The organism is Pseudalkalibacillus sp. JSM 102089 (genome assembly GCF_041366475.1).
In the GTDB taxonomy this organism is placed as follows: Bacteria; Bacillota; Bacilli; order Bacillales; family Guptibacillaceae; genus Guptibacillus; species Guptibacillus hwajinpoensis_B.
Map to the genome: position 1 here is coordinate 1 of NZ_JBEWYW010000004.1, position 19,599 is coordinate 19,599.

Here is a 19,599-nt window from a genome sequence, read left to right on the forward strand (position 1 = left end):
ATACATACGATTTTACAATCACCAAAGATTTCAAAAGAAATTAAACAACCTGAGCCCCTATAAGTATAGAGCTCAGGCTGCTTAAAAATGCTTTTTAATTCCTGTCTACTTGACAGGGGTCACTTCAGATCGGAGGGGGGTTGTTTGTTAAGTATTTTCGCGATGGCGTAAAAATTCTTTGACTGGGCTCTTCCATTCAATTTTTGCACTAGGATAGCGGATGTCCATTTCCTTTTCAAGAAAATAGAAATCTTCTTTCTCAAGCAAATATAGTTCTGATGCATTTTTCACCCCTACTGAAAGGGTAATAATATCGAACGATTTTTCAGTAGTGCCAAGATACTTTTCACCTTCGAATAAGGCACCTTTGTAGGTGACGAGAAAATTTTTTCTTACATTGGACGAGTCATCGAAGAAATAGTACTCTTTATGATCGTGAGCTTTTTCCAACTTTCGTTTTGGATCCATAAAAAAGCGGATGACAGAATAAGCAATCAACACCATGGCTACGAGAATGACAAGACGAAAAAGAATAATAATCATTAGTCAGCACCTCATTTTCACTATGCTTCTATTCTCTATACGTATATGATAAAGAAAGGTTTCAAAAAAAGAAAAGATTTAAGAAAGGAAGAGTTCATTGAAATTCGAACAATTATTTACATTACAAAGACAACTTGATACTCGGATTGTAAAGGAACACAATCTGGGGCATGAAGATTTATTCGAGAATAAACTACTTGCTCTTAAAGTCGAGATTGGAGAACTAGCGAATGAAACACGTTGTTTTAAATATTGGAGTAAAAAAGCTCCTTCCCCTAAAGAAACGATTCTAGAGGAGTATGTGGATGGTATTCATTTTATTCTCTCATTAGGGATTGAATTGGGCATTACAACGTATGAAGCATTGTCAAAAGACGATCCCGCTGGCTCTGAAGTACAAGCTTTCCATCGTGTCTACAAAGCGATTGATCAAGTGGCGAGTGAAAAAAATGAGGAAGCATTTAACGATTTAATGGAAAGTTATCTTTTACTTGGACAACTTATCGGGCTACGGTTTGAAGAAATGAATGAAGCATATTTGAAAAAAAATAAAGTGAATCATAATCGACAGGATCAGGGATATTAGATTCAAGAGTCCTCTGAATTGTGAAATATTTCGGAAACCGTTATAATGAACAGAGAATACATATCAAGGAGGCAATACATATGGCTAAGCTAGACGAAACGTTGCAGATGCTGAAAGAACTCACTGATGCGAATGGTGTACCAGGTAACGAACGTGAACCTCGCGAAGTGATGAAGAAGCACATTGAATCTCTTTCAGATGAAATTATGTATGATAATCTTGGCAGCTTAATTGCGGTTAAAAAAGGTAAAGCAGAAGGCCCAAAGATTATGGTTGCAGGTCATCTCGATGAGATTGGCTTTATGGTAACGCGTATTGATGATAAAGGCTTTCTTTATTTCCAAACAGTTGGCGGCTGGTGGGAGCAGGTTATGCTTGCACAGCGTGTTAACGTCATGACTCGTAATGGTAACATTATGGGCGTCATCGGTTCTAAACCACCACATATTCTTCCTCCTGAACAGCGTAAGAAATCGGTCGATAAGAAAGATATGTTCATTGATATTGGTGCTTCAAGCCGAGAAGAGGCTATGGAATGGGGCGTTAAGCCGGGAGATTCTGTTGTTCCAGTTTGTGAATTTACTGTTATGAATAACGAAAAAATGCTTATGGCGAAAGCATGGGATAACCGTATTGGCTGTGCTATTGCGATCGAAGTACTTCGTAAGCTAAAAGGAGAAGAGCATCCTAATACTGTCTATGGCGTTGGGACGGTACAAGAGGAAGTAGGTCTTCGCGGAGCGACTACGGCTACAAATATGATTAAGCCTGATATAGGCTTTGCGGTTGACGTTGGTATCGCTGGTGATACTCCTGGAGTAAGTGATAAGGACGCTCAATCCAAAATGGGGAAAGGTCCTCAAATTATTATGTATGATGCTTCAATGGTCGGTCACAAAGGTCTTCGTGACTTTGTAACAGATACAGCTGATGAGAACAATATTCCTTATCAGTTTGACTCTATTGCAGGCGGTGGAACAGATTCGGGTAAAATTCATTTAACAGCAAATGGAGTACCTGCACTTTCCATCACAATTGCCACACGCTATATTCATACTCACGCAGCGATTCTTCATCGTGATGATTTTGAGAATGCAGTTAATTTGATTGTTGAAGTGATTAAAAAGCTTGATGCTGATACTGTGAAAGAAATTATCTTTAACTAGAACACAAAATCCGGTGGCTCTTGCCACCGGATTTCGCTTGTTAATTTACACCCTGTGCCATATAAGAGAGCATTTGCTCTCGCTCATTTTCTGGTGCTTCTTTCCAAAGAATTTCGAAAAGAACACCAAGCCCAGGGAGCATTTTCTCTTCTCCGCTTTGCATGGCGTCGAGGATTGTCGCTTCGAGTTGCTCCTCATTGTTGCCATTAATATTAGCGAGAATTGCTTTGCGTAAATTAAGGTCCATACTTTCCACCTCGCCTTTCTCATTCGCTTGTTGGTTCAAGCCTCATTAGTATGAGCGAATTGAAGAAATTTCATGAGTTTTATTGGAATCTTCCCTTTCAACCCTTTATAATGGAAACATTGAAAACTGAAGGAGAGCATAATGATTATAGAATCCGCTAAAAATCAAAAAGTGAAAGATTGGAAAAAACTTCAGACGCGAAAGGGTAGAGAGAAAGCTTTTTCTTATATCATTGAAGGTCCACATATTGTAGAAGAAGCTGCGAAGGCTGAGGCTTTAATCACAGAATTGATTGTGATAGAAGACACTGACTTATCTGCTTATCCGTTTAAAGAGCTACCTGTGGTCTATACTGTTACGGAGAAAGTGATGCAAGAACTAACGGATACAGAAACACCACAGGGGATTATGGCTGTTTGTAAAATGGTTGAGCCTGAACTACCTCGTCATGGCAAACTATTATTACTGGACGCCATTCAGGATCCCGGTAATTTGGGAACGATTATTCGAACTGCAGATAGCGCTGGATACGACGGCCTTCTACTTGGACATGGAACCGTTGATGCTTATAACAGTAAGGTGCTTCGATCCACCCAGGGATCTATATTTCATCTTCCTGTAATAAAAGGGGATTTGGTGAAAGAAGTTCAGAAATTAAAAGAAGCTGGCATGCTGATATACGCAACAGAAGTGAGTGGAGGAACGCCATATCACGAGCTTGATTCATCTTCTCAGTTTGCTGTCATTCTTGGAAACGAAGCAAACGGTGTATCAGACGAGCTTCAATGTTTAGCAGACGTGAACGTATATATTCCGATATATGGTAAAGCAGAGTCGTTAAATGTCGCCGTTGCAGCAGGAATTCTGATGTATGGATTGTTACCTTCATAATAAGGCTTGCGGATATAGCGATTTTTTTCTATAATTAAAAGCAACTTATATATGTTAAAAACAATGATGGAGAGTAGTAAGCTGCCGCTGCCTTTGCAGGGAGGAAATGCCGAGACTGAAAGCATTTCTATTGGGACGCTGCCGAATTCGCTCTGGAGTTGCCGCTTTGTTCGTTCGAAAGCGGATCGGTTTACAAGCCGTTATTCTTTGCTTAAGGCTGATAGGTGTACTCTATCGGTGAATTAGGGTGGTACCGCGAAATCAAATCTTCGCCCCTTTCTGGGGAGCGAGGATTTTTTTATTGCAAAAAGAAGCAAACACGAAAATGAAGTGGAGGTTGAAAAGATGCAAGAGCGTTTACAAACGTTAAAAGAAGAAGCACTATCAGAAATCCAGCAAGCTTCTTCAATGAAAGAAGTGCAGGATATCAAAGTGAAATACCTTGGAAAAAAAGGGCCAATTACAGAAATTTCTAAAGGTATGGGAAAATTATCGAAAGAAGAACGTCCGAAAATGGGGCAGCTCGTTAATGAAATTCGCTCAGCGATTTCGGATCAATTAGAGGAGAAAGTGACTCGTTTAGAAAAAGCAGCCGTAGAAGAACGATTGAAGAAAGAAACGATCGATATTTCTCTGCCGGGTCGTCCAATTAAGAGAGGAAATCATCACCCACTTACGAGGGTAATCGAAGAAATTGAAGACCTATTTCTTGGTATGGGATTCTCGATTGCGGAAGGACCAGAAGTTGAAACCGATTATTATAATTTCGAAGCGTTAAACCTTCCAAAGGATCATCCGGCTAGAGATATGCAGGATTCATTCTATATAACTGAAGAAACGCTATTAAGAACGCATACCTCTCCAATGCAAGCTAGAACGATGGAGAAGTTAAATGGAGAAGGTCCTGTTAAAATCATCGTGCCCGGTAAAGTTTATCGTCGTGATACAGATGATGCAACACACTCCCATCAGTTTATGCAAATTGAAGGACTAATGGTTGGTGAGAATGTTCGCATGAGTGATCTAAAAGGTGTGCTCCAATCATTTGCGAAGAAAATGTTTGGAGAAGAACGTGAAATCCGTCTTCGCCCTAGCTTCTTCCCATTTACTGAGCCTTCTGTAGAGATGGATATTTCTTGCTTTAATTGCGGCGGGAATGGCTGCTCTGTATGTAAAGGAACAGGATGGATAGAAATTCTTGGAGGAGGTATGGTACATCCGAATGTACTTCGCATGTCCGGCTTCGATCCTGAGAAAGTCACTGGGTTTGCTTTTGGTATGGGACCAGAACGGATCGCTATGCTGAAATATGGTATTGATGACATACGTCATTTCTACACGAATGACAGCAGATTTATTAAACAGTTTAATTCACTATAATATGATTGAAAGTTAGGAGGAGAAAACATGCTCGTATCAATGAATTGGCTACAGCAGTATGTAGATTTAGATAGTTACTCAGCTGATGAACTGGCAGACCTGATTACTAAGGGTGGTATTGAGGTAGAAACAGTCGAAAAGCTTAATAAAGGAATTACCGGTGTGGTTATTGGTCACGTTCTTGAATGTCAGCAACACCCTGATGCTGATAAGTTAAATATTTGTAAGGTGAATGTTGGTGAAGAAGAGCCGGTCCAAATTATTTGTGGAGCACCAAATATTGCTCAAGGCCAGTACGTAGCTGTAGCAAAAGTTGGGGCTGTACTTCCAGGCAATTTTAAGATTAAGAAAGCAAAACTTCGCGGTGAAGCTTCTCATGGTATGATCTGCTCGCTTCAGGAGCTTGGAATTGAAAGTAAACTTGTATCGAAAGAGTATGCAGACGGAATCTTTGTATTTAGTGAAGACGTGACACCTGGAGAAGATGCGCTTGAATACTTGAATCTAAATGATGAAGTTCTTGAGCTAGGTCTTACTCCAAACAGAGCTGATGCGATGAACATGATCGGCGTCGCTTATGAAGTCGGGGCAGTATTGAATCGCTCAATTGAACTTCCATCTCCAGAGCTTGTTCGTTCGGATGAAGACGTTGAAGAGTATGTGTCAGTTCGTGTAGAGAATGAAGAAGATAATCCTTATTATGGAGCTTCCATTATTAAAGACGTAACGATCAAATCATCACCGCAGTGGCTTGTAAATCGCCTCGTTTCTGCTGGTATTCGTCCAATTAACAACGTAGTCGATATTACGAACTATGTTCTTTTGGAATACGGACAGCCACTTCATGCTTTTGATTATAATCGGTTTGGATCGAAGGAAGTCGTGATACGTCGCGCAACTGAAGGAGAAAAAATTGTCACTCTTGATGATGCTGAACGCACGCTTTCGAGTGAGCATCTTGTAATCACGAATGGTTCAAAACCCGTTGCCGTGGCTGGTGTTATGGGTGGCGCTGATTCTGAAGTACAAGAAGACACAACAACGATTTTGCTTGAAGCAGCTTACTTTAACAGCAAGCTTGTTCGGAAAGCATCAAAAGATCTAGGCTTACGTAGTGATTCAAGTGCGCGTTTTGAAAAAGGAATTGATCGAAACCGCGTTGTTGGTGCAAGCGAACGTGCTGCTCAGCTCATTCAAGAAATTGCCGGTGGAACAGTGTTAAAAGGTATTGCTGAACAGGGAGCTCGAACCATCGAAGCTCTTGACGTTAGTATTGAAGTGAATCGAATTAATCAAGTTCTTGGAACAGAAATTTCTGAAACAGAAGTTGCTGCTATTTTTGAGCGTCTGCAATTCTCTTATCAAAACTTTGGTGGCACATTTACAGTTCAGGTACCGCCACGCCGCCCGGATATAACGATTTCTGAAGACTTAATTGAAGAAGTAGGACGTCTCTACGGATATGATAATGTTCCTGCAACGCTGCCTGTTACAGAAAGTACACCAGGACAGCTGTCAGAATATCAAGTGAAGCGTCGCCATGTTCGCCGTACGCTTGAAGGCGCAGGTCTTTTCCAAACAGTAACGTATTCTCTTACGTCGCCTTCTAAACGTCTTTTCTTCTCTGATGAATCAGCCGAAGCTGTTCGTCTTGCGATGCCAATGAGTGAAGAAAGAAGTGAACTTAGAACGAGCCTGATTCCGCATCTTCTAGAGGTAGCGCAGTATAACCGCAACCGTCAGCTAGAAAATATTGCTTTCTATGAAACGGCTTCTGTGTTCTTACCAGGTGATGAACTTCCAGTGGAACAGGAACACCTTGCTGGCGTAGTGTCAGGATTATGGCAAGAGCACCTATGGCAAAAAGAAAAGAAAGTCGCTGATTTCTTTGTTGTAAAAGGAATCCTCGAAGAAATAGCGGTTGAATTTGGTTTAGAGGATCGTCTTTCGTTCGCTCGTGCAGAAGAGCCAAAGCTTCATCCAGGTCGTACAGCATCGGTTTATCTTGATGATGAGCTCATCGGATATATCGGTCAACTTCATCCAGAAGTTGAGAAAGATCTTGATTTGAGTGAAACATACGTTTTTGAAATCAATCTAGAGAAGTTACTGAATGCAGATGTTGCTCACCTTCAATACAAAAAGCTTCCACGCTTCCCGTCTGTTACTAGAGATGTTGCTCTTGTTGTCAGTGAGTCGCTTGAAGCTGGAGAAGTAAAGAAAGTCATCAAAGAAGCTGGTGGATCTAAGCTTGTGGACATTCAACTATTTGATGTTTACCAGGGTGAACATCTTGATGAAGGTCAAAAATCACTAGCCTTTTCTCTTAGATATTACAATCCAGAACAAACTTTAACAGAAGAAGAAGTGAAGAAGGCACATGACCGGGTTCTTACAGCAGTAGAAGAACAATTTGGAGCTGCCCTTCGTCGATAGCTATAGAAAATCCTCCCTACGTGTATAGGGAGGATTTTTATTTATACTATTTTTTACATAAACATTCCTACACATATAGCCGTAATAAAGGACGCTAGTGTACCACCGATAATGGCCTTTAACCCTAATTTAGAAACTTGAGAACGTTTAGTGGGCTCGAGTGACCCTAGTCCAATAATAAGCTGCCCGATGGATGAGAAGTTAGCAAAGTTACATAGTGCGACAGAAAGAATGGCAACGGTTTTGTCAGATAGCTGTGCTTGAATGGAGGTTAAGTTTTGGAAAGCCACAAATTCATTAATTGACATTTTCGTACCAATGATGGATGCTGCTCGAAAAGCTTCATCCGTTGGAATACCTACTAATAGGGCAAATGGATAGAAGATATACCCTAGAATTGAGCTCAGGTCAGTTCCAACGAAACCTAACATGCCGTTTACAACTGCTAGAATACTGATGAATGCTATCAAAAGACCTCCAATATTTAACGCAAGCATCACACCGCTGACTGTTCCGTCGGCGATTGCCTCAAAAATATTGGCGTGATCCGTTTTTTTCATTTTTACTTTATCATTAGTTTGTGAAACTTCAGTTTCTGGTTCCATCACTTTTGCAATAACAAGTGAAACGAAAGGAACGCTAAAGACAGAGATCAATAAATATTTAAGTTCAATACCCATAAGTGAATAACCGACGAGGATGGCTCCACTAGCAGAAGCAGTACCTCCTACCATGATGGCAAATATCTCAGATCTGGTGAGCAATTTCAAATATGGTTTTACAAGTAAAGGCGCTTCGGCTAGGCCTAAAAAGGAGTTTCCAACAGCGTTAAATGTTTCAACTTTCGTCGTTCCCATTAGCTTACCAATCGTAATGCCAATCACTTGAACGATAAGTGGGATAATGCGCATGTAATAAAGTGCTGAGACAAGAGCAGAAATGAAGATGATGACAGCTAAAACATTTATAGCAAATACAAATGTTAGACCTGTTTCTTCGTAGAGGCCACCAAATACGAATTGAATACCTTCGTTACTATAGTTAATAACGTTTTGTACAGCTGCAGAAGCTTTTTCGAGCATAACCTTTCCTGCATTTACTTTTAGAACAAATAAAACAAAAAGCCCTTCAACTAAAACGCCAACCCCGATCGTTCTCCATTTGACTGATTTTTTCTTGTTACTCATTAACCAGGCGATAGCAAGTACGCCAATAATCGAGAGTAGTCCTGTGAAAATATTCATGATGGTAATTCCCCCTGAAAACTAGTGGTTTCTTCACAAATCTAAATCGGTTGAATACAAAAAAACCCGTACTTTGTAGAAAGTCCGAGTTTACAGGAAGAAAAGTGGCACACAAAAAAACAGAATATGCTTGTCTAAGTGATGATGCCATACCTTCCCTATAGTCCAGCAATTCTCGGTTGCCGGGTAGAAACTCTTTGGACCCTATTTCCAAAATTATATAGAGATAAATGTGAAGTTGTATTCATCAATCTAGCAGAAGAAAGAATAGGTAGCAAGACCTATTAATAAAGTAGGAATGTTTGGAATATTCGAATGAAAAATGTAAACGCACAACATTTTTTTGCTTATTGCTTCCTTATTCACGCTCTGATAGAGTACAAAGTGATTAGAATAATGGAAGCTCATATATGTCGGGAATTGGCCTGAACGTTTCTACCCTGTTACCTGAAATGACAGGACTATGAGTGAATAAAAAATTGAGAAGCCCTTAAACGTAGCTCATTGCTATAAATAGAAAAGGTTCACTTTCAGGAAACGATGGTTAGCGACATGCGAGTTATCCAGCAGGGGGATATAGGATGGAAAAAAAGAAGGTATATTTCAATCATGATGGTGGCGTTGATGATTTGGCATCACTGTTTCTATTATTAAACATGGAAGAGATCGAGCTTGCTGGCGTATCGGTTATTCCTGCAGATTGTTATCTAGAACCAGCTGTTTCTGCAAGCAGAAAAATAATAGATCGATTTGGAAAAGCCACTGGATTAAATGTTGCGGCCTCCAATTCAAGAGGGATTAATCCATTCCCTAAAGACTGGCGCATGCATGCCTTTTATGTCGATGCTTTACCTATTCTAAACGAATCAAATAAAGTAAATACACCTATGTCAGAACTGCCTGCTCATTTGCATCTGATTGATGCTCTCGAACAAAGCTCTGAACCGCTGACGCTCCTTTTTACTGGACCATTAACAGATCTTGCTAGAGCGTTAGAAACAGCTCCGCATATTGAACAGAGTATTGAAAAGTTAGTATGGATGGGGGGCACTTTCCTAGAAGTAGGAAATGTGGAAGAACCAGAACATGATAGTACAGCAGAATGGAATGCTTTTTGGGACCCCGAAGCAGTATCTACTGTTTTCAAAACTTCTATTAAGATCGAAATGGTCGCACTTGAAAGCACGAATCAAGTTCCATTAACCAATAATGTAAGAAACATGTGGGCAGCTAAACGAAAGGAAATTGGTGTTGACTTTATTGGACAATGCTACGCCATGTGTCCTCCACTTGTACACGTTGAGACCAATTCGACTTACTATTTATGGGATGTTCTTACTACAGTTTCTGTGACACCAAAACCTTTTATCCATTCAAGAAAAGTAAAATGTCGTGTTGAAGTAGATGGAGTAAGTCAAGGGAGAACCGTTCTTGATGAAATAGGTCGTGAAGTAATTGTAGTAGATGACGTGGATCGTGACATGTTCTTTAACTATTTCACTTCCATCATGCTGAAAGCAGAAGATCAATTAGAAGCTTCTCACCCTTATTAATTAAATGAACATCAAAAAAGCTGACTCACTCGAGTCAGCTTTTTTCGTAGAGTTCCTTTAACGACGTGATTGATCAGCTATTTTTTGAGCTTTTAAGCTATTAGCAAAATGTATCTTAGCTAAATTCCCAAGAATCTGATCTCCATGTTTTTGAATAAGCTTTGCAGCTGCTATATCTACAGCTGGTCCCGCCCCTTTAGGAAGCTTTACATTATATTCTTTTCCAAGTCGATCCATTTCCATTACAAAAGAGTACCTTGCAATAATGGATGCTGCTGCTACGGCAAGGTGTATTTCTTCAGCTTTAGTTGCGAAATATACATTTTCTTTTACGATTGTGGATTGACCTTTTAGGTAGTTGAAATAAACTTCAGGTTTAGCGAATTGATCAATGAGTATGGCATCATATTCCTGTACTTTGCGCATCACATTCTGGATGGCCTGATTATGTAGTAGAGCCTTCATTTTCCCCTGATTCGTTCCCTTTTTCTGCATAGTATTGTATTTTTCATTTGGTAGGATAAGCAGGCTATAAGGAATGGTTTTAATCAAATTTCTAGCTATTTCAATAATTTCTGGATCCTTCATTCCTTTAGAATCTCTTACACCGAGTTCCTTTAAGAGTGGAATTTGCTTCTGGTCGACATATGCAGCAACAACTGTCATTGGACCAAAGAAATCTCCTGTCCCAACTTCATCACTTCCGATGGCGGAAAGAGTTGAGATATTACCAGGTGGAGAGTATTGATGATCGCCCACTGTTTTCTTTTTCGAATTCGTTGCCTTTTTAGAACTCGCTGTTCCGCTAGATTGCCATGGTCTTGCTTCTGCTTCTGCCCCTGCACCCTGGAACATTATTTTTCCAGATTTATAGCCTGTAATAGTACAGGTAGAAGTTTTCGCTACAAAAACGCTCCCCGGTGGCTGTTTATCGCTTAAGTGGCTGTTGTATTTCTTTTTAATTTCATTCATAATGGAAGGTGATACAGTTAAAACAACCTGTGACATAACAAAACTCCTTTTGTGAACTAGGCTTGCATCCTATTATAGCAGAATCTGAAGGTGAACAAGAATGGTTCAGGAGCGCTGTGTTTCAAAAATACCAATTTTCATGCTATGATGTAAAATAGGATTCTCTCTCTTGATAGGAGGCTTATGGGGTGACAGACAGTCATGGAAAAATACGTACAACCGTGGAAATCTATGGTGAACAATATACAATAATCGGTGATAAAAGTCATCAACATATTCGTGAAGTCTCAACTTTAGTGGATGAGAAGATGAATGAGATTAAAGGAATGAATACCTATTTAGATACGAAGCGACTTGCTGTGCTAACAGCAGTTAATATTGTAAATGATTATGTGATGATTAAGAAAGAACTTGAAGAGTTAAAGAAAAAACTGAGAGAAGAGGAATAACGTAAGATGGTTGATCTAATTCTTTTTATTATACTAGTTGGAGGGTTCCTAATTGGACTTCGAAGAGGCTTGATCCTTCAAGTCGTTCATTTAGCAGGATTTATCGTTTCATTTGTTGTTGCGTATATGTATTTTAAGGATCTCGCTCCACATTTGAAGCTATGGATTCCATACCCGTCCTTCGGCAACGAGGCATCTTCTACGGCAATGGTGTTTGACGCTATAAACTTAGAGGCCACATACTATAGTGGAATTGCGTTTGCGTTATTGTTCTTTGGTACCAAAATTATTATGCAAATAGTTGGTTCTATGCTCGACTTTCTTGCAGATTTACCTATATTGAGAACTGTAAATGGATGGCTTGGCGGAGTGCTTGGATTTGTAGAAGTATACATTATCGTGTTTTTATTTCTATTTATTGCAGCACTTCTTCCAAATGAAACCGTTCAAACAGCCATATCAAATTCGTTTCTTGCGGAAAGCATCGTCAAGCATACCCCTGTGTTGACAGAACAAATTAAAGACCTCTGGAGTACGCACGTAGCATAACCCTTCAATTAGAAGGGTTATTTATTTGTATTAGCATAAGTACTATTGGTTAAATTGGTAGCGCTTGTAGGATCTAATCGAGCGCTCTCGCTTTTTTTAAGATAAATTAATTGGATTTGGGTTTGAATATGGATAGGATAGTAGTAATGATCTTATGAAGAAGGGTGAGAAAAAGATGAATAAAAAACAGGTTATTCATTTCCTTGAAGAGATAGCAGTTTATATGGAATTGAAAGGGGAAAACCCTTTTAAAATATCCGCTTTTCGTAAAGCGGCCCGAGCACTCGAAACAGATGATCGGAGTATGGAGCAAATTGAAGATCCTGCTGAGCTAAATGGCATTGGAAAAGGGACGGCAGCGGTAATAAATGAAATTCTCGAAAAAGGAGAATCAGAAACGCTTGAATCATTAAAGAAGGAAGTCCCATCTGGTCTTGTGCCGTTACTTAAATTACCGGGACTTGGTGGTAAAAAGCTTGCTAAGCTATACAAGGAACTTGATGTTATTGATATGGCGACATTACAAAAAGCTTGTGAAGCACATCAGATTCAAGAACTCCCTGGTTTTGGGAAAAAGAGTGAGGATAAAATTCTTGAAGCGATTGAGGAAGCAGGTAAAAGACCTGAACGCTTATCCATTGCCTACATGCTACCACTTGCTGAAAACATTGAAAGCCAATTAAAAGAAATCCATAGCATTGACAAATTTGCAAGAGCGGGGAGCTTGCGAAGGGTAAGGGAAACGATCAAAGACCTTGACTTTATTATAGCGACAACTTCTGCTGCTGATGTGTCAGCGAGCTTACTTGAATTAGAAGGTGTTTCTAAAGTAGTCGTAAAGGGAGAGACGAAGATTACACTTGAACTTGGCGATGAATATGGCGTTTCAGTAGATTTTAGAATTGTAATGCCTGAAGAATTTGCTTCTACACTCCATCATTTTACGGGTTCGCAGGCTCATAATGTAAAAATGAGGCAAATCGCAAAAAAGAAAGGCGAAAAAATTAGTGAGTATGGTGTAGAGTCTTTAGAAACGGGGGAAGTTCTCACATTTGAAGATGAAAAGGATTTCTACCAGCATTTTGGTTTAGCCTATATTCCGCCAGAAATCCGCGAAGATAAAGGTGAAATTGAAGAAGCTGAGAAAGATGAAATTGAATTAGTCCAGTTGAACGATATAAAAGGAGATCTACATATGCACTCCACCTGGAGTGATGGTGCTTATACGATTGAAGAAATGGCCGAACGAGCAAGAGCAAAAGGATATTCGTATATCGCGATAACAGATCACTCTCAGTACCTTAAAGTGGCGAATGGTTTGACACCAGAAAGGCTACGAGAGCAAAGAGAAGAGATTGATCGTCTCAATCAAAAATGGAATGATTTTAGAATATTTGCAGGGGTAGAAATGGATATTTTACCTGATGGAACACTTGATTATGACGATAAGATGTTGTCGGAAATGGATTTTGTTATTGCTTCGATTCATTCATCCTTTTCCCAAGATGAGGATACGATAATGGCACGTCTTGAAACAGCACTTCGGAGTCACCATGTTGACCTCATTGCTCATCCATCAGGAAGGTTACTTGGAAAAAGGAAAGGGTATGCTTTAAGCCATGATAAGTTAATAACGCTTGCGAAAGAAACGGATACGGCTCTTGAATTAAATGCAAATCCAAACCGATTAGATCTTGCAGCGGAATGGCTTCAAAAAGCACAAGAAAACCATGTTAAAATAATGATTAATACAGATGCTCACCATATGGACATGCTTGAGCATATGGAAATCGGCGTAGCAGCTGGGAGAAGAGGCTGGCTACGAAAAGAGACTGTCTTAAACACATTTACGGCTAAAGATCTTGAAGCATTTTTTAACCGTCACTCATAAACAAATCCCGTTTTATTAGGAGGAACGACCATTGCAAAAAAGAGTGTTACGGCTACTCGAATATAATAAAGTGAAAGAACGATTAAGAAAACACGTCTCATCCTCATTAGGAAAACAAAAAGTAGAACAGTTAACCCCTTTGTATTCTTTAATAGATGTTAACCATCAGTTAGCAGGAACAGAAGAAGGAAGAAAAGTGATCCGTCTTCGTGGTCAAGCGCCGCTTGGTGGCATTAGAGATATTAGACAAAGCGTGAAGCGAGCAGAGATTGGAGGGATGCTAAACCCATCTGAATTACTCGACATCTCGAGTACAATCTACGGCGGTCGTCGATTTAAAACATTTCTTGATAATATGATTGAAGATGGTGTAGAGCTTCCTCTTCTCGGAGATTTAGTTAGTCAAATTATGCCTGAAAATGAGCTGGAGAATGAGATTAACGCCTGCATAGATGAGGACGGGGATTTGCTTGATTCTGCAAGTGATGCACTTCGTCGACTTAGAACCCAGCTTCGTAGCTTTGAATCTCGCGTTCGTGAGAAATTAGAAAGCCTCATTCGATCTTCAAGCACAAGGAAAATGCTTTCAGATGCGCTCATTACCATTCGGAATGAACGTTACGTTATCCCCGTTAAGCAGGAATATAGAAGTTCATTTGGTGGAATGGTCCACGACCAATCCTCTTCTGGTGCGACGTTGTTTATTGAACCACAATCGGTCGTATCAATTAACAATCAGCTAAAAGAAGTAAAAGTTAAGGAAAAACTTGAGATTGAGCGGATCCTAACAGAATTGACCGGACATGTTGCGGAAGCTTCTGAAACGCTTAGACATAATGTTGATGTACTTGCGGATATTGATTTTATTTTTGCGCGTGCCCTCTATGCTGACGAATTGAAAGCAACAAATCCTTCCATGAATGATGAGGGGGAGCTAGAAATAAGACAGGGAAGACATCCCCTTTTACCTCAAGATGAGGTCGTCCCTTCTTCCCTATTTCTCGGAAAAGACTATTCATCACTGGTTATTACTGGACCAAACACAGGCGGGAAAACAGTTACATTAAAAACGGCCGGACTTCTTACGCTAATGGCTCAATCTGGACTTCATATACCAGCTGATGAAGGATCTACTATGGCGGTCTTTCAAAATATCTTTGCAGACATCGGAGACGAGCAGTCTATCGAGCAAAGCTTAAGTACTTTTTCTTCGCATATGACGAATATCGTTCATATTCTCAAGAACATTGACCATAATAGTCTTGTTCTTTTTGATGAGCTTGGCGCTGGGACCGATCCTCAGGAAGGTGCTGCACTTGCCATATCCATACTTGATTATGTATATAAGCGTGGATCAAGAGTTATTGCGACGACACATTACAGTGAATTAAAAGCCTATGCGTATAATCGAGAAGGCGTGATGAATGCCAGTGTAGAATTTGATGTTGAGACACTACGCCCCACGTATCGCCTATTAATTGGAGTGCCAGGCCGCAGTAATGCATTTGAGATTTCAAGACGCCTCGGGCTGATGGATGATATTATTGAGGATGCCCGATCTCAAATATCAAGCGAAAGTAACAAAGTTGATCGGATGATTTCATCACTTGAAGATAGCCAGAAGCAAGCCGAATTAGATCGAGAAGGAGCGTCTGAACTTAGAAAAGAAGCAGAATCACTTAAGAATGACTTGGAAAAGCAGCTTGAGAAATTTGAAAAACAGCGAGAGCGACTTTTTGAGAAAGCGGAACAGAAAGCTGCTGAAGAAGTAGAGAAAGCCCAAGAACAAGCCAAAAAAATCATTCAGGAACTGCGTACATTCCAAAATGGATCTGTTAAAGAACACCAATTGATTGATGCTCAAAAACAGCTTGAGGATGCGAAACCAGAATTGAAATCTTCAAAACCAAAGCCTAAAAAAACCCAAACTAAATCATATCAACCAGGTGATGAAGTGAAGGTGATTAGCTTTAACCAAAAAGGGCACATTGTTGAGCAAGTCGGGAAGAACGAATACCAGGTTCAACTTGGGATAATGAAAATGAATGTTAAGGCAAATGATCTGGAAGCGATTAAATCAAAACCGGTCGTTGAGCGAAAGCCGTTTGTGACAGTTCGTGGAAGTGATAGTCGAGTGAAAACTGAACTTGATTTACGAGGTAAAAGGTATGAAGATGCTCAAATGGAAGTTGAGCGCTATATCGACGATGCCTTACTTGCTGGGTATAACCAGGTCTCAATCATTCATGGTAAAGGAACGGGGGCACTTAGAAAAGGTGTCCATGAATGGTTGAAACGTCATTCCCGAGTGAAAAATCTACGCATGGGTGGAATGAATGAAGGCGGCGGTGGTGTAACTGTCGTTGAATTGAAGTAGAGAAAGGATTTAAACAATGGATCAATTATGGGAGAGTGTCGCATTTCAAACTGCAGCGAATTATAGCGTAGTGATTGTTTGTATGATTGTGTTTCTTTCAGTATTTGAATTTGTAACGTCCTATCGTAACTGGGAAGAAATCCAAAAAGGTAACCTCGCAGTAGCGATGGCTACTGGAGGTAAAATATTTGGTATTGCGAATATCTTTCGTTTTTCAATTGAGCATAATGATTCACTTGTGACCATGATGGGGTGGGGGGTCTTTGGATTTCTCCTTCTATTAATTGGTTACTTCACCTTTGAGTTTTTAACACCTAAATTTAGGATAGATAAAGAAATTACAGCAGACAATCGAGCTGTAGGATTCATTTCTATGGTTATTTCGATTGGTTTGTCCTTTGTAATAGGGGCAGGAATTTCGTAAGGGGAGCACATATGGAGACTTTATGGAAAGTTCTTATGGTTGTATCAGGGATATTCTTTATTGCGGGCATTGTTTATTTATTTTATTTTGTATGATCGTTCAAGAAGAGCAGGTACTTTACCTGTTCTTTTTTTGTTCAAAATTCTGTGCGCTCTTATCACAACTTAACCTAATTGTGGATAGAATAATGTCGTATGCTCGTCTATCTTTTACGACTTAAAATGCCAATGTATTCAAAAAATTAAAAAAAGATAGGATATTTGAAGCGTTTTCATTATAATTATCATATAGAGAGAGTTTTGGTTTGGAAGGAGTCGTGAAAGGGAGGTTGATGAAAATTGACAAACAATGGCGCAAAAGAATGGTTTGATTATTATCAAGAAGGAGTACCGACTTCAATAGAGTATGAGGAAAAGCCCCTCCATGCTTATCTTGTTGATGCAGCTACAAAACATCCTAACAAAAAGGCAGTTCACTTTCTGGGAAAAGAACTTACCTTTCAGGAGTTATTTCATCGCTCAAGACGACTTGCGAATTCATTGCGGGATCACGGTCTGAGCAAGGGCGGGAGAGTATCGATCATGCTTCCTAATTGCCCTCAAGCTGTGATTAGTTATTACGCTGTATTGATGGCTGGGGGAGTGGTCGTTCAGACGAATCCACTATACATGGAGAGGGAACTAGAACATCAATTAACAGATTCTAAGGCGGATATGATGATCTGTCTTGATCTTGTTTTACCGAAAGTATTAAAAGTAAAAGATAAAACAGTACTAAAGCACATTGTTGTAACGAAGATTCAGGAGTATTTACCTTTTCCTAAAAATGTTCTGTATCCACTCGTGCAAAAGCAAAAGAAGCAGGGATTACTTGTTGAAATGCCTTCAACAGGCCAAATTCATAGCTTTTTGGAATGGGTGGCAAACGGTAATAACGATGATATACATGTTAATGTTGATTCCAAAGAAGATTTGGCTCTTCTTCAATACACTGGTGGAACTACAGGTCTCGCAAAAGGAGTTATGCTGACACACTATAACCTGGTTGTTAACACGATGCAATGTAAGAATTGGATTCGTGATGCTAAATATGGCGAAGAGAGTGTGATGGGAATTCTCCCGTTTTTCCATGTTTACGGAATGACTTGTGTGATGAACTTATCGATTATGTATGCTGCCAAAATGATTATACTTCCAAAGTTTGAACCTAAAGACACATTAAAAACGATTCAAAAACAAAAGCCAACCTTATTTCCAGGTGCACCAACTATTTATATCTCTTTATTAAATGATCCGAATATCGATCGCTATGATCTCTCGTCTATTAAAGCTTGTATTAGCGGTTCAGCTCCACTTCCAGTTGAAATCCAACAAAAATTTCAAGAGAAAATTAGCGGTCGTTTAGTGGAAGGTTATGGTTTAACAGAGTCATCTCCTGTAACCCATTCCAATCCTTTATCAGATGGTACTGTTGTTGGTAGTATCGGTTTACCTTGGCCAGACACAGATGCAAAAATTGTGAATGCTGCAAATGAAGAAGCTGAAGTGAAGGAAATCGGCGAATTAATTGTGAAAGGTCCACAGGTGATGAAGGGGTATTGGAATTTACCAGATGAAACCGCTGCCGTATTGAAGGATGACTGGCTTTATACTGGTGACATGGCTTATCGAGATGAGAAGGGCTACTTTTATGTCGTTGATCGGAAAAAGGATATGATTATTGCAGGCGGATATAACATTTATCCACGCGAAGTTGAAGAAGTTTTATATGAACACCCAGCAGTTCAAGAAGCCGTTATTATTGGTGTACCTGATGCTTATAGAGGAGAAACAGTGAAAGCATTCGTAGTGCTAAAAAGTAACGTTGAAATAACAGAAGATGATTTAAATCAACATTGTCGACGTTACCTTGCTGCTTATAAGGTACCTCGATTATATGAATTTCGGGAGGAGCTTCCTAAAACAACCGTTGGAAAAATTCTACGTCGTGTTCTAGTCGACGAAGAGAAAGTTAAACAAAACCAATCGCTGTAGCGATTGGTTTTGCTTTTTTAATTTCAGTTAAATCAATATGTATTAAATAAAAAATTCCGGAAAGATTCGCACATTTCTGCTTATTATGATATGATGAATTTGCAAAATAACTCTCGATTCCAACCGAGCGCTCGTTCAGAAATCTTATATTGACAATAGCATGGTCGTGTCGCTACAATAAGATTATGAATGAATGCTCATTCATTTTGAATGAGTGCCGGATAAAGAATAAGGGAGAGCTTCATATGGTTGAAAAGGGGAAAAAAAGGGGTCCGAAATACGATAAAATCATTGATGCGGCTGTTGTTGTCATTGCTCAAAATGGTTATCATCAAGCGCAAGTATCCAAGATTGCGCGTGAAGCAGGCGTGGCAGACGGTACGATCTACCTTTATTTTAAGAATAAAGAGGATTTGTTAATTTCGTTGTTTCAGAAAAAAATGGGAAGTTTTATCGATAAGACAGAGGAACAAATTGTAAAGAAAGATAATGCAATGGATAAATTGTTCACACTTATTGATATGCACTTTAAACATCTAGGTTCTGATTATGAGCTTGCTATCGTCACGCAATTGGAACTAAGACAAACAAATAAAGCCCTTCGAGCACAAATTGGCGAAGTACTTAAGAAATACCTTACACTCGTTGATCACATATTGCATGAGGGAATTAAATCAGGATTGTTTATTGAGGAACTAGATATTCGTCTCGCAAGACAAATGATCTTTGGGACTCTCGATGAAACCGTAACGAATTGGGTTATGAAAGACCACAAATTTGAGTTAGAACCACTTGCTAAGCCACTTCATAATCTTTTGATCAATGGCTTAAGCAAATAAATAGAGACCCCGGCTTTGA

General features: G+C 39.6%; 18 protein-coding genes, 2 riboswitches and 1 other annotated feature. Of the genes, 14 read left to right on the forward strand and 4 right to left on the reverse strand.

Annotated elements, in window-relative coordinates:
• The first annotated feature begins 4 nt into the window (after positions 1-4).
• A complete protein-coding gene (locus tag ABVF21_RS10640; RefSeq protein WP_371018277.1) occupies positions 5-85 on the forward strand; it encodes an IS3 family transposase in 81 nt (26 codons plus the stop codon).
• 62 nt (positions 86-147) lie between these two features.
• Here the strand turns inward: ABVF21_RS10640 and ABVF21_RS10645 are convergent, their stop codons facing one another.
• On the reverse strand, positions 148-543 hold the full coding sequence (locus tag ABVF21_RS10645) for a sigma-w pathway protein ysdB (RefSeq protein ID WP_283153902.1): 396 nt from the start codon (positions 541-543) through the stop codon (positions 148-150).
• A gap of 97 nt (positions 544-640) precedes the next feature.
• Between ABVF21_RS10645 and ABVF21_RS10650 the strand changes: the two genes are divergently transcribed.
• Positions 641-1,129 (forward strand): dUTP diphosphatase, encoded by a 489-nt coding sequence (locus tag ABVF21_RS10650; protein ID WP_283153903.1) that lies wholly within the window; start codon positions 641-643, stop codon positions 1,127-1,129.
• Positions 1,130-1,209: 80 nt separating this feature from the next.
• Positions 1,210-2,295 carry a M42 family metallopeptidase gene (locus tag ABVF21_RS10655; protein WP_283153904.1) on the forward strand — a complete coding sequence of 362 codons (1,086 nt, stop codon included), beginning with the start codon at positions 1,210-1,212 and terminating at the stop codon, positions 2,293-2,295.
• A gap of 40 nt (positions 2,296-2,335) precedes the next feature.
• Here the strand turns inward: ABVF21_RS10655 and sspI are convergent, their stop codons facing one another.
• The gene (gene sspI / locus ABVF21_RS10660; protein WP_194219331.1) at positions 2,336-2,542 is read right to left on the reverse strand and encodes a small acid-soluble spore protein SspI; all 207 of its coding nucleotides are present in this window, start codon (positions 2,540-2,542) and stop codon (positions 2,336-2,338) included.
• Positions 2,543-2,683: 141 nt separating this feature from the next.
• Here sspI and ABVF21_RS10665 point away from each other — a divergent pair, with 141 nt between their 5' ends.
• The 3 genes from ABVF21_RS10665 to pheT all read left to right on the forward strand — a co-directional run bounded on the left by ABVF21_RS10665 (position 2,684) and on the right by pheT (position 7,249).
• Entirely contained in the window at positions 2,684-3,433 is a 750-nt protein-coding gene (locus ABVF21_RS10665) for a TrmH family RNA methyltransferase (RefSeq protein ID WP_283153905.1), read from the forward strand.
• A 54-nt stretch (positions 3,434-3,487) separates the two neighbouring features.
• Positions 3,488-3,713: a binding site (T-box leader), on the forward strand.
• Positions 3,714-3,778: 65 nt separating this feature from the next.
• On the forward strand, positions 3,779-4,813 hold the full coding sequence (gene pheS, locus ABVF21_RS10670) for a phenylalanine--tRNA ligase subunit alpha (RefSeq protein WP_194219332.1): 1,035 nt from the start codon (positions 3,779-3,781) through the stop codon (positions 4,811-4,813).
• Between the two features lie 27 nt (positions 4,814-4,840).
• Positions 4,841-7,249, forward strand: coding sequence for a phenylalanine--tRNA ligase subunit beta (gene pheT, locus ABVF21_RS10675; RefSeq protein WP_283153907.1), 2,409 nt, complete (start codon positions 4,841-4,843; stop codon positions 7,247-7,249).
• Positions 7,250-7,302: 53 nt separating this feature from the next.
• Here the strand turns inward: pheT and ABVF21_RS10680 are convergent, their stop codons facing one another.
• Positions 7,303-8,493: a NupC/NupG family nucleoside CNT transporter gene (locus ABVF21_RS10680; protein ID WP_371018200.1), complete on the reverse strand. Its 1,191-nt coding sequence runs from the start codon at positions 8,491-8,493 to the stop codon at positions 7,303-7,305.
• Between the two features lie 141 nt (positions 8,494-8,634).
• Positions 8,635-8,737, reverse strand: a riboswitch (purine riboswitch).
• Between the two features lie 140 nt (positions 8,738-8,877).
• A riboswitch (purine riboswitch) is annotated at positions 8,878-8,977 on the forward strand.
• Positions 8,978-9,074: 97 nt separating this feature from the next.
• Here ABVF21_RS10680 and ABVF21_RS10685 point away from each other — a divergent pair.
• On the forward strand, positions 9,075-10,046 hold the full coding sequence (locus ABVF21_RS10685; protein ID WP_283153909.1) for a nucleoside hydrolase: 972 nt from the start codon (positions 9,075-9,077) through the stop codon (positions 10,044-10,046).
• A gap of 57 nt (positions 10,047-10,103) precedes the next feature.
• Here the strand turns inward: ABVF21_RS10685 and rnhC are convergent, their stop codons facing one another.
• Entirely contained in the window at positions 10,104-11,054 is a 951-nt protein-coding gene (gene rnhC, locus ABVF21_RS10690; protein ID WP_303532099.1) for a ribonuclease HIII, read from the reverse strand.
• 152 nt (positions 11,055-11,206) lie between these two features.
• Here rnhC and zapA point away from each other — a divergent pair, with 152 nt between their 5' ends.
• The 7 genes from zapA to ABVF21_RS10725 all read left to right on the forward strand — a co-directional run bounded on the left by zapA (position 11,207) and on the right by ABVF21_RS10725 (position 19,580).
• Positions 11,207-11,467, forward strand: a complete 261-nt coding sequence (gene zapA, locus ABVF21_RS10695) for a cell division protein ZapA (protein WP_194219337.1) — start codon at positions 11,207-11,209, stop codon at positions 11,465-11,467.
• Between the two features lie 6 nt (positions 11,468-11,473).
• Positions 11,474-12,016: a CvpA family protein gene (locus ABVF21_RS10700; RefSeq protein WP_226614603.1), complete on the forward strand. Its 543-nt coding sequence runs from the start codon at positions 11,474-11,476 to the stop codon at positions 12,014-12,016.
• Between the two features lie 175 nt (positions 12,017-12,191).
• On the forward strand, positions 12,192-13,907 hold the full coding sequence (polX, locus tag ABVF21_RS10705; RefSeq protein WP_303532095.1) for a DNA polymerase/3'-5' exonuclease PolX: 1,716 nt from the start codon (positions 12,192-12,194) through the stop codon (positions 13,905-13,907).
• A 31-nt stretch (positions 13,908-13,938) separates the two neighbouring features.
• A complete protein-coding gene (locus ABVF21_RS10710) occupies positions 13,939-16,284 on the forward strand; it encodes an endonuclease MutS2 (protein ID WP_303532092.1) in 2,346 nt (781 codons plus the stop codon).
• Positions 16,285-16,300: 16 nt separating this feature from the next.
• Positions 16,301-16,708: a DUF350 domain-containing protein gene (locus ABVF21_RS10715; protein WP_303532090.1), complete on the forward strand. Its 408-nt coding sequence runs from the start codon at positions 16,301-16,303 to the stop codon at positions 16,706-16,708.
• Positions 16,709-17,046: 338 nt separating this feature from the next.
• The gene (locus ABVF21_RS10720; protein WP_303532088.1) at positions 17,047-18,741 is read left to right on the forward strand and encodes an AMP-binding protein; all 1,695 of its coding nucleotides are present in this window, start codon (positions 17,047-17,049) and stop codon (positions 18,739-18,741) included.
• Between the two features lie 245 nt (positions 18,742-18,986).
• Positions 18,987-19,580: a TetR/AcrR family transcriptional regulator gene (locus ABVF21_RS10725; protein WP_226614598.1), complete on the forward strand. Its 594-nt coding sequence runs from the start codon at positions 18,987-18,989 to the stop codon at positions 19,578-19,580.
• The last annotated feature ends 19 nt before the right edge of the window (positions 19,581-19,599 follow it).

Bases quoted from the DNA above. Each gene is read 5' to 3' on its own strand.
- ABVF21_RS10645 (WP_283153902.1), bottom strand. From the start codon at position 543: ATGATTATTATTCTTTTTCGTCTTGTCATTCTCGTAGCCATGGTGTTG.
- ABVF21_RS10655 (WP_283153904.1), top strand. From the start codon at position 1,210: ATGGCTAAGCTAGACGAAACGTTGCAGATGCTGAAAGAACTCACTGAT.
- sspI (WP_194219331.1), bottom strand. From the start codon at position 2,542: ATGGACCTTAATTTACGCAAAGCAATTCTCGCTAATATTAATGGCAAC.
- ABVF21_RS10665 (WP_283153905.1), top strand. From the start codon at position 2,684: ATGATTATAGAATCCGCTAAAAATCAAAAAGTGAAAGATTGGAAAAAA.
- pheS (WP_194219332.1), top strand. From the start codon at position 3,779: ATGCAAGAGCGTTTACAAACGTTAAAAGAAGAAGCACTATCAGAAATC.
- pheT (WP_283153907.1), top strand. From the start codon at position 4,841: ATGCTCGTATCAATGAATTGGCTACAGCAGTATGTAGATTTAGATAGT.
- ABVF21_RS10680 (WP_371018200.1), bottom strand. From the start codon at position 8,493: ATGAATATTTTCACAGGACTACTCTCGATTATTGGCGTACTTGCTATC.
- ABVF21_RS10685 (WP_283153909.1), top strand. From the start codon at position 9,075: ATGGAAAAAAAGAAGGTATATTTCAATCATGATGGTGGCGTTGATGAT.
- rnhC (WP_303532099.1), bottom strand. From the start codon at position 11,054: ATGTCACAGGTTGTTTTAACTGTATCACCTTCCATTATGAATGAAATT.
- ABVF21_RS10700 (WP_226614603.1), top strand. From the start codon at position 11,474: ATGGTTGATCTAATTCTTTTTATTATACTAGTTGGAGGGTTCCTAATT.
- polX (WP_303532095.1), top strand. From the start codon at position 12,192: ATGAATAAAAAACAGGTTATTCATTTCCTTGAAGAGATAGCAGTTTAT.
- ABVF21_RS10715 (WP_303532090.1), top strand. From the start codon at position 16,301: ATGGATCAATTATGGGAGAGTGTCGCATTTCAAACTGCAGCGAATTAT.
- ABVF21_RS10725 (WP_226614598.1), top strand. From the start codon at position 18,987: ATGGTTGAAAAGGGGAAAAAAAGGGGTCCGAAATACGATAAAATCATT.